Source organism: Tianxiuia mixotrophica, assembly GCF_050596425.1.
GTDB lineage: Bacteria > Bacillota > Clostridia > Peptostreptococcales > Acidaminobacteraceae.
On sequence record NZ_CP192292.1, the window covers coordinates 620,734 to 632,905 of the forward strand.

Sequence of the window (12,172 nt, forward strand, 5' to 3'; positions counted from 1 at the left end):
GGGGCCTCCTATCCTATTGTGCCTTCAAGTTCAATCTCTATAAGTTTATTGAGTTCCACAGCGTACTCTAGCGGAAGTTCTTTAGTAATGGGTTCCACAAAACCTCTAACGATCATGGCGCGGGCTTCATCTTCTGGAATGCCCCTGGACATCAGGTAGAAAATGGCTTCATCGCTAATGCGTCCTATCCGGGCCTCATGTCCAATATCGACTTGGTCATTATCCACTTCAATGATTGGAAGGGTATCAGATTTTGACGCACTATCAAGCATAAGAGATTCGCAGTTGACAGTCGATTTAATGCCAGTTGCATTTTTTGTCACACGAAGAAGACCACGGTAGAAGGCGTGACCTCCGCCTTTTGAAATAGATTTTGAATGGACTGTGGAACTTGTGTTTGGCGCTGAGTGAACCACCTTTGTGCCAGTGTCAAGATATTGGCCTTCGGCTGCGAAGGTTATGCCGGTAAATTCTGAGGATGCGCCTTCGCCTCTAAGTATGCTCATTGGATAAAGCATGGAAACCTTGGAACCAAATGAGCCAGAAACCCATTCAATACGGCCTCGTGCATCAACAACGCAGCGCTTTGTGTTGAGGTTATACATGTTTCTTGACCAGTTTTCGATGGTAGAGTAGCGTAGGGTGGCGTCATCTTTAACAAAGAGTTCGACAGCCCCAGCATGGATATTTTGAACACCGTATTTTGGTGCTGAGCACCCTTCAATAAAGTGAAGTTTTGCCCCTTTCTCTACAACGATCATGGTGTGTTCAAACTGACCAGCGCCTTTTGCATTGAGCCTAAAATAGGACTGAAGGGGAATATCAACTTGAACCCCTTCTGGAACGTAAACAAAGGAGCCACCTGACCAAACTGCTCCATGTAGGGCAGCAAACTTGTGATCGTTTGGTCTAATAAGTGTCATAAAGTACTTTTTAACAATGTCTTCGTGGGTTTTAAGGGCTGTGTCCATATCTAGGTATACGACGCCTTGTTCACGAAGTTCATCCTGGAGGGAGTGGTAAACAACTTCCGAATCATACTGGGCTCCAACACCAGCTAAGGACTCTCTTTCAGCTTCTGGAATCCCCAGTCTGTCGAAGGTCTCCTTGATGTCATCGGGAACGTCGTCCCAAGTGGTTGACAGGTTGGCATCTGGTCTCACATAGTGGACAATGTTGTCTACATCAAGATCAGACAGATCTGCGCCCCACATGGGGATGGGTTTTGAATTGTATATCTCCAGCGATTTCAAGCGAAAATCCGTCATCCACTCTGGTTCATTTTTTTCCCTAGATATTTCACGAATGATGTCTTCTGTTAAGCCCTTATCGGTCTTAAATGTGTGCCGTTCTTCATTGACGATGTCATAGACACCGCGGTCAATATCAGCAATTTGTGATTTTTGTCTGCTCATTAGGCCACCACATTTCCCTTGATGGACTCATAACCGTCTTTTTCAATACGGTCAGCAAGCGAAGCATCTCCACTGAGTACAATTTTGCCGTCAACCATAATGTGGACATGGTCAGGCTTGATGTACTGAAGAATTTTGTTGTAGTGGGTGATGACAAGCACAGCATTTTCAGGGCTTGAAAATGCCTGAACTTTCTCATAAACCGTACGAATGGCATCCACATCAAGCCCTGAGTCTGTTTCGTCAAGAATGGCCAGTTTGGGGTTTAGCATAGTCATTTGAAGCATTTCGTTTTTCTTTTTTTCACCACCGCTAAAGCCTTGATTCAAGGACCGAGATGCAGCGTCCCTTGGCAGACCAAGTTTGATAATATGGCCGTCAAGCTCTGCTTTCATGGAAAACATGGAAGGCTTTTGGCCATTGTTTTTTTCTGTAAGAGCCTGTCTAATAAAACCTTCAACAGACACACCTGGAATAACTTGCGGGTACTGGAAGGATAAAAAAAGTCCAGCACGTGCACGTTCATCCACCTTCATTTGCAGCAAGTTTTCTCCGCTGAATGTGGCGTCACCTGAAACCACCTCATGTTCAGGGTGTCCCATAAGTACATTGGCTAGGGTTGATTTTCCCGCACCATTTGGGCCCATTATGACATGTATTTCGCCAGGTTTAATGTCAAGATTGACGCCTTTAAGAATATTTTTTCCTTCCACTGATGAGTGGAGCTGATTGATTTTAAGAATGTGTTCCATATTGAGCCTCCTCAATTCCTAGTAAAATGATCGGAATTACATGTCCATTCTACAAAAGTACACTAAAAAGGTCAACAATATGAAGAAAATAAAAAATATTTATAGATAGAATATAGTATTTGATTCTTAATATTTATACACGGTATAGCGGGGGTGTTATTTTACAAGTCGCTCAGACTAAGCAAATGATCGAATATCAAATGGTTGTATATAAAAAAAATTTCCCTTGGAATAGAGTTTTATATTCCAAGGGAAATTGAAAGAAAACATATTTTAGAAAGCGATCACGAAAGCAAATCTTCTATGGATTTAGTGACCATTTCAAGAGAATGGTTACGGGAAATATATTCTATTTCCTTTTTCATGCCTTCAAGCCTTATTGGGTGATCCATTAAGTAAGTTACAATCTTGCTGATGCGTTTCACATCACGGACTTCCACTGCAATATTGACAAGGGTGAGAAAATCGAGGTTTTCAGCCTCTTGTCCAGGAATAAAATAAGGCACAATCATTGGAAGCTTTTTTATGAGGGACTCTGAAACGGTTAGTCCCCCAGGCTTTGTCACAATGACATCAGAAAGCTCCATAAGCTCATGTATATTGTCTGTAAAACCAAGCACCTCAATATCAAGTCTGGAATTTGAAAGCTCAACAAGCTTATCAAGCTCTGTCTTTAATGTCTTATTGGTTCCACAAACAACATAGAGTTTCATGTCTCGGTCCATATTGAGAAGATTTAAGAAAGCCTTTTTCATAGGGTCAAGCCCCATACTGCCCCCCATGAGTAAGACTGTAAATGGTGCATCAGCAGGTTTGACCACACCAGATGGCTTGTAGAACTTCGGATGGATGGGGATTCCTAAGTTCTTGATACGGTCCTGATCAATGCCTTTTTCCATAAGGCTTTCATTGGTAAAATCACTGCCTGTTATGTATAGGTCAACTTCCTTGCTCACATAGGCATAGTGGGCTTCAAAATCTGTTACAACCGATATGAATGGGCCCTTGTAATGTCCTTTGACCTTCAGTCGGTTAAAGACGCTGACTGCAAAGGTATGGGTGCCAATGATAAGGTCAGGTTCATAGCTTAAAACAAGCTGTTTGGCTCGTCTGTATTCAGCGGCGACAACCATTTTAGCAAATCGACCATGGATCCATTCACGGTTACTCATATTGTATAGTCTGCCGTAAGTTTCAGGAAACTTGCTGGCAAGAACATCATACCCATCTTCAACGAGCATTTCTAAAATTTTGCTTTGTTCTCTGATAAAATCCACACGTTTCACTTCATGTCCTCGGCTTGCCAGTTGAGCTTCAAGTGTTTTTGCCACTTGGTTATGACCCGCCCCCGTTGAAGCTGTAAGTATTAAGATTTTCTTCATTGGATTTTCTCCTTACCCCCAAATGAAATAGTTTACTTCATTATTATTTTACACAGTGCACAAGGATTTGTCACAGTTTTATCATGAGTGAATCTCTTCCCATGTGGTTCGTAGAGCATGTTTCCAAAACGGTATAAGAATGACGAATAGGATCAAAAAAACGATGTAATCAATGAGTGGTGTGCTAAATTTAATGAGCAAGAGGTGGAGACCTCCTAATAATCCGGTGCAGACCATGCCTGCGAGTGATCCTTTCATGTGGCCATCTTGTGTGACCTGAAAGCTTCTTGAAAAAGGAAGGCTGGTCCCGTTGAGCATGGAAATAATAAGAACCATATAAATGGTGTTGATAAAAGCTATGCCCATATGGGGAACAACACGAATTCCAGCGAGGATCACCATTAAAACAGCGGTTATAAAGAATGGTGGCACACCAAATTTTATTATGGCACTTTTATAAGTCCCAGAAATGATTGGATAAGGGTCCTCAATAGGGAGGACTTTGTAAAGCCAAGCCCCTTTATAATACTTACTTCGGCCAACGAAAATAAAGACCGATGGCAAAATAAGGACTGAAAAATAGATCCAAAGATACTGGTTAGATGTTCTAAATGATTCAAGGGCCTGAGAAATTCCGCCCGTGTCACTGACCAGTGTTGCCCCAAGTATGAAGGGGAAGACAATGGACAGGGCCATGGAAGGGTAGACCTTTTGCTTGAGTTCTCTTTCACTGCTGAGCATTCTGTATCCAAATTGGAAGGCTGCCTGTTCATCTTTGCTGCGACAGAAAATTTTTGATAGTTTTTTTACCCGAACTTGCCTGCGGTTGTAAGCTTTAGATGCATGTTTGTCACTTGTGTTGAGTTTTACAAGGTTGGCCTCAAACAGTGGCGTGATCACCTTAAAATGCAAGATGATGAAAACCAAAGGAAGACAAACCCCCAGTATTGCCAGGAGGATATAAAGGAATCCACTTTGTCCTGACAGGAGGGCAAAGGGAGCCGCAAACCAAGTCGGAGGCAGTAAAATAGTCCACCACTTAGGTGTGAACTGGACATGAACGTTTGAAAACTCAAACATCCTTGCAACAACTTGATACCCAAGTGTCATGGCAACAGTCAGCATAATTTGAATGGAGCTGATTAAATCCTTAAGTTTTTCTCCATCAAATTTCTTCAGAACCAAAACATACATAAGCGATGTTAGAAAAATGACCACCATGACCATGAAAACAAGCATTAAAAGAAGCAGCAGTCCCATGAGAATGCCTTCGCTATATGCTATGCCAATCAGGGGAATGAAATTCAAGCTGCCTGTTATAAGACTTAGGTAAATGCAAATATGGACAAGCTTTGCTGCAGATAAGGTTCTGGAATCTACAGGAAAGGCCATGAGTATGTTCTTATCACGAATGTCGAGTAGGACGCTGGAAAAATCAGAAATCATTGTGGACATGATTAGGAACATAGATATGCCCATGATGATTGAAATTTTACTAAAAATGGGGATGGGGATGAAAGCCATAATTCCGGGCATAACACTGAATAGGGCATACATCCATAAAGACTTAAGCATATTGTTGCCCTGCCCGGTGTCATCTTTCCCCTTTTTATTATTTTGGATGGCGGTTGGAATACGCCTTGAATCCATGATCAGTTTTAGGTTCAAAATTTTGCGCATGGTCCCGTAATCAATGCCCATTCTAGTAAAGACCCACTGAAATCTATCAATGAGTTTGAGGGATCGAAACTCCATTAAGAAGACCTCCGTTCCAAGATGTTCACAAATTTCTCAGCGATTTCTGCATGCTCGGTGAAGCCGGTGAGCTGATTGAAAATATCTTGTAGACTGCCTTCTGCATTTTGTGCCCTGAGGTCTTTGAATGTACCATCGGCCACGATTTCGCCAGAAGACAAGAGTAGAATTCTATCTGATATTTTCTCAACCACTTCCATAATGTGCGATGAGTAAAAGATGGTCTTGCCTCGGGCTTTAAGGCGGGCGAGAATTTCCTTAAATACCATGACACTGTTAGCATCCAGGCCACTAAGGGGTTCATCAAGAAAGAGAATATCAGGGTCGTGAATCATTGCGGCGATGATCAATAATTTTTGTCGCATCCCCTTGGAAAATGAAGAAATACGGCTATGATAACTGTCCGAAATGTCGAATAGGTCAAGAAGACCCAGAGCTTTTTCATCGATTGACTCTGATGTAAGACCATACATGCCCCCTACAAATTCAAGGTACTCACTGGCTGTCAGGTTTTCATAAACTTCAGACTGTTCAGGGACATATCCGATTCGATTTTTATAGGACCAGTCTCCTTTTTCAAGGGGCTGTCCAAAAATTTCAATATGGCCGGCATCTTTTTCAAGCATACCAAGAAAAATTTTAACAGTTGTGCTTTTTCCAGCACCATTTGGACCAATGTATCCAATAATTTGACCTGGGTAAACTTTAAAGTGTATGTCTTTTAAGACGACCTTGTCATCGAAAGACTTTTTCAGTCCTTGTACTTGTAGAACGGGTTCAGTCATAGTATCACCTCTTATTTAGACTGCTGGAGGACTTGTAAATAGACATTTGAGTCTCCACCTTTGTAAACGAGAAAAAGTTTATAGCACTTTATAAAAATTAGAAAATGAATCCAGAAAATATAATAATCTTTTGGAATATTATAACATTCATAAAGGGGCTTCAAGATTAAAAAAAGATTAATTAGATGGATAAGGAATTGGCCACTTAATAATGTGCAGACATTCATCGGTATATGATCCAATTGCGCGAAACAGGTGGGTTCAGTATAATGAGGGTATGGCAAAGGAGGAGAACGCATGCGGTATCAATCAGTAGAATACATTATGGACCAACTGGATATTGAAGTGTTTTCCGTATCGGATGTTGGAAACAACCAAGGTTTAAGTGATATTTATGATAGAAGAGCAGCCTCTGGCGATTTGTCGGGTTTTGAACCCCAAAAAGATTTTAGGTGCACGCCCAAAGAAGCGCTAAAAGGGGCAAAAACAGTTATAGCTATAGCTGTGCCCTATGGTATAAAAAACAGATGGACGTCTGGAACCCCTAGAGGCTTTGTAACAAATATGGCTTGGGAGTTTGACTATCATAATGTGGTGAAAAATAAATTAGATCAAATAAAAGAAGCCTTGCTACAGAATCATCCGGATGCCAATTTTCTCACAGCAGTCGATACGGGTCCAATCAATGATAGAATGACGGCATATGGTTCCGGCCTTGGATGGATTGGTCGAAACCAATTTATAATAGATGAAAGGGTCGGGAGTGGCTTTTACATAGGACTTATAATAAGTGATTTCAAGGTGGAAGGGGCCAAGCCTTGGCGAGAAAACTTTGAGTCGAAATGTGGAAATTGTAGAAAATGTCAGTCTTCTTGTCCAGCCAATGCTCTGACTGGAGAGTATGACTTTCATGGGCAAAGATGCATATCCTCTTTGACACAGTTCAAAAGGGATTTGACCTATGATGAACGCTACCGCATAGGCAGAAATCTTTATGGTTGTGATATTTGTCAGTGGGCCTGCCCCCATAACAATCAAGTATCAAAGATTCCAGAAGACTTAACACGCAGGACTATAAACACTGTGGATCCATTTGAAATACTAGGGCATAGCAATAAATCATTCAAGCGGGAATATGGACATATGGGCTTTGCTTGGCGAGGGTTGAAAATTTATAAAAGAAATGCCCTCATTGTGATTGGAAATGACAGACAAGCCAAGGACTTTGACCGGGTTAGGGATATGCTTCTATCCTTACCAAGTGGACTTGAAAGCTATGGCCTTTATGCCATGATGATGATTAGCCCTCAAAAAACAAAGGATTATTTAGAAGATAAGGCTCTTAAACAAAAACGTTCAAATTCTGTTCCTTCAGAAAATATAACCATTAAAGTAGAAAACACTGAAGCTGATCATAAAAATAATGATAAGGCAGTAAAGAATGAAATACAGTGTCTCCTAGATGAATTCAAACTTATTGAAGAATGGATGCGCTATAAGTTCCGAAATCTAGATACTTCTGAAAAAGAAAAGTGGCTGATTAAAAAGTAATCAGGACTTATAAATCATAGGTGGTTTGTTTGGAGATTGATTGGTTTGAAAATAAGACTTGCTTTACAAGATAGAGGGTCAAAATATTTTTGATGTGATTTTGTAAATTGCTCAGATAAAAAACAAAATATAGAGGGTGAGACATATGAAAGATGTGAACCTGCTTTTGGCAGGCAACTTAAGAAAAATAAGGGAAGAAAGAAATCTGTCTCTAGGACAACTGGCAGACCTTTCTGGGGTCAGCAAGTCAATGCTTGGGCAAATAGAAAGAGGGGAAGCCAATCCATCCATCGGTACAATATGGAAGATAGCCAATGGTCTGCGGGTGTCTTTTACATCCTTATTAAATGAAGAAAATCAGCCGGTGAAAATTGTTCACAAGTCAGATACGCACATGGTGGCCCAAGAAGACGATAAGTTCAGACTCTATTCTTATGTGCCTTTTGATCCAAAACACAAGTTTGAGCTGTATACTGTGGAGCTTGAAGTGGGATGCTTTCGTGAGTCTGATGCCCACGTAAGTGGTGTTGAAGAATATCTTCTTGTACATGGAGGGGATATTGAGGTGGAAATAAATGGGCAGACCTATAAGCTGACAAGTGGAGATGCCATGACCTTTGTGTCTGATGCTATTCATACGTATAGAAACATTGGCGAAGAATTTGCCAGTGCAACAATTGTGCTTTACTACCCAGAGTGATTGCAATAACTGAATGTTAGATCTATTATGCAAGGTGTTGAAAAATCATGCAAAAAGTCTAAAAGTCTGGTGTACAGTATAGTGCACCTGTGGTACAATATAAGCGAATATCGAGGAAAACGTTGTTAGAGGTCATTGGCCTTTAACATTAAATAGGAATTGAAGTGACTTACACTTTATGTTGAATGGAGGATGGAAACATGAGCAATATTCATGATCTACCGTATCTACAAGGTCAAGTTCAAGATCTTAAAGATCAAGGCGTATTTAGAAAGCTTCCAACACTTAATGGTCCTTGTGAAGCTGTATGCATGCTAAATGGTAAAGAAGTAATCAACCTATCATCAAACAACTACTTGGGTCTTGCAACACACCCACGTGCGAAAAAAGCGGCTATCGACGCTGTTGAAAAGTATGGTGTTGGTGCAGGTGCTGTACGTACAATTGTTGGTAACATGGACATTCACGAAAAACTTGAAAGAAAACTGGCAGAGTTCAAACGTGAAGAAGCTGTTATGGTATTCCAATCTGGTTTTAACTGTAATGCTGGTGTTATCCAGGCTGTTACAAATAAGGGTGACCTTATCCTTTCAGATGAGCTAAACCACGCATCTATCATTGATGGCATCAAGCTGTCTAAGGCTGACAAAGCTGTATTCAAGCATAGTGACATGGAAGACCTAGAGCGTATTCTGAAAGAAAAGCGCGACCAGTACAATAATGTACTAATCATCACTGATGGTGTATTCTCAATGGATGGGGATATCGCTAAGCTTCCAGAGATGGTTGAAATTGCTGAAAAATATAACTGTATGACATATGTTGATGATGCTCACGGTTCTGGTGTGCTTGGCCAGAGCGGTCGTGGTACTGTTGACCACTTCCACCTGCATGGTCGTATTGATTTCATCATTGGGACACTCTCTAAGGCCATTGGCGTTATTGGTGGCTATTGTGCAGGCCGTCAGGTTATGCAAGACTGGTTGGTACACCGTGGTCGTCCAATTCTATTCTCTACAGCACTGCCTCCAGCGGCGGTTGGTGCAATCACTGAAGTGGTTGACATGCTTACAGAATCAGAAGAGTATACAGACCGCCTATGGTCAAACGCTCGTTTCTTCAAGGAAAAGCTTGGTAAACTAGGTTTTGACACTGGTAAGAGCGAAACGCCAATCACGCCAGTTATTATTGGTGATGAAGCAAAAACTGTAGAGTTTTCAAAGAGACTTCTTGAAAATGGCGTTTATGTTTCACCGATTGTATTCCCAACAGTTCCTAAGGGAACAGGCCGTGTACGTTGTATGGTAACAGCAGGTCACAATGAAGAAAACCTTGCTCAAGCTGTAGAGGTATTTGAAAAAGTTGGTAAGGAAATGGGTCTGCTTTAATAGATGCCTTATAAATAATTTTAAAGGTAAATAAACGTAAGTTTTGTGGAAGCGATCCCTGTTATGGGGGTCGCTTTTTTGTGTTTAAAAAAGGTCGATTAAAAATCATATTTCATAAAAGGTTTGAATTAAATATATGCTTTTTTAAGAGATAGTAGCCTAGTGTGAAGCTTAGTGAGGAACTTTTTAAAAATAAATAGAATGTGACGATGTTGATTTGTATATAAAGTGTACGTATATGTTTATAAAAATTATTCTAGCTTGTTTAGAAATGATAAAAAACGGTATAAATTAGAAGTGATTGACATATGTATAATATATTTACTAATGGTACGTGCGTAGCGTGGTAATAGGTAAATTATTAATGAAAAGGAAGACGAAATAGAAGCATACAAGGAAAATGTAGGGAGGGTATGAGTGTGAGAAAAATTTTTAGAAGAAGATTCGCAATGATCATGGTGTTAACCATGGTTTTCACCTGTATTACGCCTGTCCAATCCTTTGCTGGGACAGATACATTGAATCCTGAGGCGGATAAGAGCTTTGATCCATATGGTGGTGGATTGAATTCTACAGAATTATACATAGGTTCTGCTACTGGAGATTTTGGACTCGAATGGATGAAAGGCGCTATGAGATTCGATATTAGTGGCCTTAGTGGTAATATCACCTCAGCAACATTGAGGATATATATTTCTACAGTTCAAAATGGCTCCAAACTGGACGTGTATGGATCTGAAGATACTACATTTGATGAAACGAATGGTACAGCGGTTTCGCAAGATACAAGTATTAGTGTTGGAAGTTTGACAGTTGAAACATCAGATTTGAATACTTGGAAGGAAATTGATGTGACCAGCTATTTGAATACTAAATATCCTGGGGCATCAAAAGTGTCATTTGTAATTGTAGGTGACGACAATAATGGAGATAGATACTATTTTGTAGATAGTAGTGAAGGTACAAACCCACCTCAACTGGTAATAGAAACAGGAATACCAGGCACATTACAATTTGACCCAACCACAGCCAGTGTGGCAGAGGATGGTAGCACAAAAGACTTAACAGTGACAAGAACCGGTGGCAGTGATGGAGCGGTCACAGTGGACTACGCTGTAACAGGTGGCACAGCCACAGGGGCAGGGACAGACTATACCCTAGCCAGTGGAACACTGAGTTTTGCGGACAGTGAAACGAGTAAGACAATAACAGTGAGTATTGTTGATGACAGCACATACGAATCAGATGAAACAGTGGAAGTGACCTTAAGTAATGCCACAGGAGGCGCAAGTCTTGGCACAGACAAAGTGGCGACCTTGACCATAACAGATGATGACGCCCTACCAGGCACATTACAATTTGACCCAACCACAGCCAGTGTGGCAGAAGATGGCAGCACAAAAGACTTAACAGTGACAAGAACCGGTGGCAGCGATGGAGCGGTCACAGTGGACTACGCTGTAACAGGTGGCACAGCCACAGGGTCAGGGACAGACTATACCCTAGCCAGCGGAACACTGAGTTTTGCGGACAGTGAAACGAGCAAGACAATAACAGTGAGTATTGTTGATGACAGCACATACGAATCAGATGAAACAGTGGAAGTGACCTTAAGTAATGCCACAGGTGGTGCGAGTCTTGGCACAGATACCGTGGCGACACTGACCATAACAGATGATGACGCCCTACCAGGCACATTACAATTTGACCCAACCACAGCCAGTGTGGCAGAGGATGGTAGCACAAAAGACTTAACAGTGACAAGAACCGGTGGCAGTGATGGAGCCATCACAGTGGACTACGCTGTAACAGGTGGCACAGCCACAGGGTCAGGGACAGACTATACCCTAGCCAGCGGAACACTGAGTTTTGCGGACAGTGAAACGAGCAAAACCATTACGGTTTCCATAGTGGATGATGGCACTTATGAATCAGATGAAACAGTGGAAGTGACCTTAAGTAATGCCACAGGTGGCGCAAGTCTTGGCACAGACAAAGTGGCGACACTGACCATAACAGATGATGACGCCCTACCAGGCACATTACAATTTGACCCAACCACAGCCAGTGTGGCAGAGGATGGTAGCACAAAAGACTTAACAGTGACAAGAACCGGTGGCAGTGATGGAGCCATCACAGTGGACTACGCTGTAACAGGTGGCACAGCCACAGGGTCAGGGACAGACTACACCCTAGCCAGTGGAACACTGAGTTTTGCGGACAGCGAAACGAGTAAGACAATAACAGTGAGTATTGTGGATGACAGTACATACGAATCAGATGAAACAGTGGAAGTGACCTTAAGTAATGCCACAGGTGGTGCGAGTCTTGGCACAGACAAAGTGGCGACCTTGACCATAACAGATGATGACGCCCTACCAGGCACATTACAATTTGACCCAACCACAGCCAGTGTGGCAGAAGATGGTAGCACAAAAGACTAA

The 12,172-nt window shown here is 41.7% G+C and carries 9 protein-coding genes; 4 read left to right on the plus strand and 5 right to left on the minus strand.

Annotation, left to right across the window (positions count from 1 at the left end; genetic code table 11):
* Positions 1-8: 8 nt before the first annotated feature.
* From sufB to ACQ4KW_RS02860, 5 genes are all read right to left on the minus strand, one after another.
* Positions 9-1,415 carry a Fe-S cluster assembly protein SufB gene (gene sufB / locus ACQ4KW_RS02840; protein WP_430885025.1) on the minus strand — a complete coding sequence of 469 codons (1,407 nt, stop codon included), beginning with the start codon at positions 1,413-1,415 and terminating at the stop codon, positions 9-11.
* Positions 1,415-2,167, minus strand: coding sequence for a Fe-S cluster assembly ATPase SufC (sufC, locus tag ACQ4KW_RS02845; protein ID WP_430885026.1), 753 nt, complete (start codon positions 2,165-2,167; stop codon positions 1,415-1,417). Before sufC ends, sufB begins: the two co-directional genes overlap by 1 nt.
* Positions 2,168-2,451: 284 nt before the next feature.
* Positions 2,452-3,549, minus strand: a complete 1,098-nt coding sequence (locus ACQ4KW_RS02850) for an MGDG synthase family glycosyltransferase (protein WP_430885027.1) — start codon at positions 3,547-3,549, stop codon at positions 2,452-2,454.
* An 81-nt stretch (positions 3,550-3,630) separates the two neighbouring features.
* Entirely contained in the window at positions 3,631-5,304 is a 1,674-nt protein-coding gene (locus tag ACQ4KW_RS02855) for a hypothetical protein (RefSeq protein WP_430885028.1), read from the minus strand.
* The gene (locus ACQ4KW_RS02860; RefSeq protein WP_430885029.1) at positions 5,304-6,089 is read right to left on the minus strand and encodes an ABC transporter ATP-binding protein; all 786 of its coding nucleotides are present in this window, start codon (positions 6,087-6,089) and stop codon (positions 5,304-5,306) included. The genes ACQ4KW_RS02855 and ACQ4KW_RS02860 overlap by 1 nt, the downstream gene beginning before the upstream one ends.
* A gap of 297 nt (positions 6,090-6,386) precedes the next feature.
* Here ACQ4KW_RS02860 and queG point away from each other — a divergent pair, with 297 nt between their 5' ends.
* The 4 genes from queG (at position 6,387) to ACQ4KW_RS02880 (ending at position 12,172) form a co-directional block, all read left to right on the plus strand.
* Positions 6,387-7,640: a tRNA epoxyqueuosine(34) reductase QueG gene (gene queG, locus ACQ4KW_RS02865; RefSeq protein WP_430885030.1), complete on the plus strand. Its 1,254-nt coding sequence runs from the start codon at positions 6,387-6,389 to the stop codon at positions 7,638-7,640.
* 145 nt (positions 7,641-7,785) lie between these two features.
* Complete coding sequence (locus ACQ4KW_RS02870) at positions 7,786-8,340, plus strand: helix-turn-helix domain-containing protein (RefSeq protein ID WP_430885031.1); 555 nt, start codon at positions 7,786-7,788, stop codon at positions 8,338-8,340.
* A 200-nt stretch (positions 8,341-8,540) separates the two neighbouring features.
* Positions 8,541-9,728 (plus strand): glycine C-acetyltransferase, encoded by a 1,188-nt coding sequence (locus tag ACQ4KW_RS02875; RefSeq protein WP_430885032.1) that lies wholly within the window; start codon positions 8,541-8,543, stop codon positions 9,726-9,728.
* A 419-nt stretch (positions 9,729-10,147) separates the two neighbouring features.
* Positions 10,148-12,172, plus strand: a complete 2,025-nt coding sequence (locus ACQ4KW_RS02880) for a Calx-beta domain-containing protein (RefSeq protein ID WP_430885033.1) — start codon at positions 10,148-10,150, stop codon at positions 12,170-12,172.